The organism is Microvirga sp. P4_G7 (genome assembly GCF_056401005.1).
The window spans coordinates 1-680 of sequence record NZ_JBFUKD010001109.1 but is presented as its reverse complement, the minus strand read 5'-3'; the positions used below and the strand labels follow the sequence as shown (position 1 = coordinate 680).

Genomic DNA, 680 nt, shown 5'->3' with positions numbered 1-680 from the left:
TGCCGTCGCCGTTGTCGACGACTTGGGATTCCGCGGCCGTGCCGGAAAACTTCGCGACGTTCGTCCCCGTGCCGCCGTCGAGCGTGTCGTCGCCGAGGCCACCGTCGAGCGTATCGTTGCCGCCGTTGCCAGTCAGCGCGTTGGCGTTGGCATCGCCGGTGAACCAGTCGTTGCCGGAACCGCCTGCGAGGTTCTCGAACCCGTAGAAATTGTCGAGCCCGTATCCGGTGACTTGGTAAACGGCCTGCTGAGAGAGGTCTGCACGAGCACCCAAGGCGCCAGTGAAGAGCAGCGTATCATTGCCGTCTCCCCCGCGCAGCGTATCGTTCCCGAGGCCCCCATCGATGACGTCATTGCCAGCGCTGCTATCGATKAAGTTACCCGCGTCCGTCCCTTTGACGGCGGCGTCGCCCGTGCCCATCAGGAAGAGGTTTTCAACACTGAGAATCGTCTTTGTGCCGACGCCCGTCTCCTGAGCGTCTGTGGATGTGAGATCGATCCGCACGTTTGACGCTCCGATAGTGAGCGTTACCAAGTCGTTGCCCGAGCCTGCGTCAATGAAGTCCGAGCCGTTTGATCCGACGACGACGTCATCCCCAGCGCCGCTCCAGATCGTGTTTTTGCCGTTGCCGATCGAGATGAAACTATCCCGAAGTGTGCCCTCGCGATTGTCGAAAACT

1 protein-coding gene is annotated in these 680 nt (G+C 61.1%); it reads right to left on the bottom strand.

Annotated elements, in window-relative coordinates:
• A partial coding sequence (locus tag AC1DT3_RS23335; RefSeq protein WP_477467532.1) for a calcium-binding protein occupies nucleotides 1–680 on the bottom strand: 680 nt, incomplete at both ends.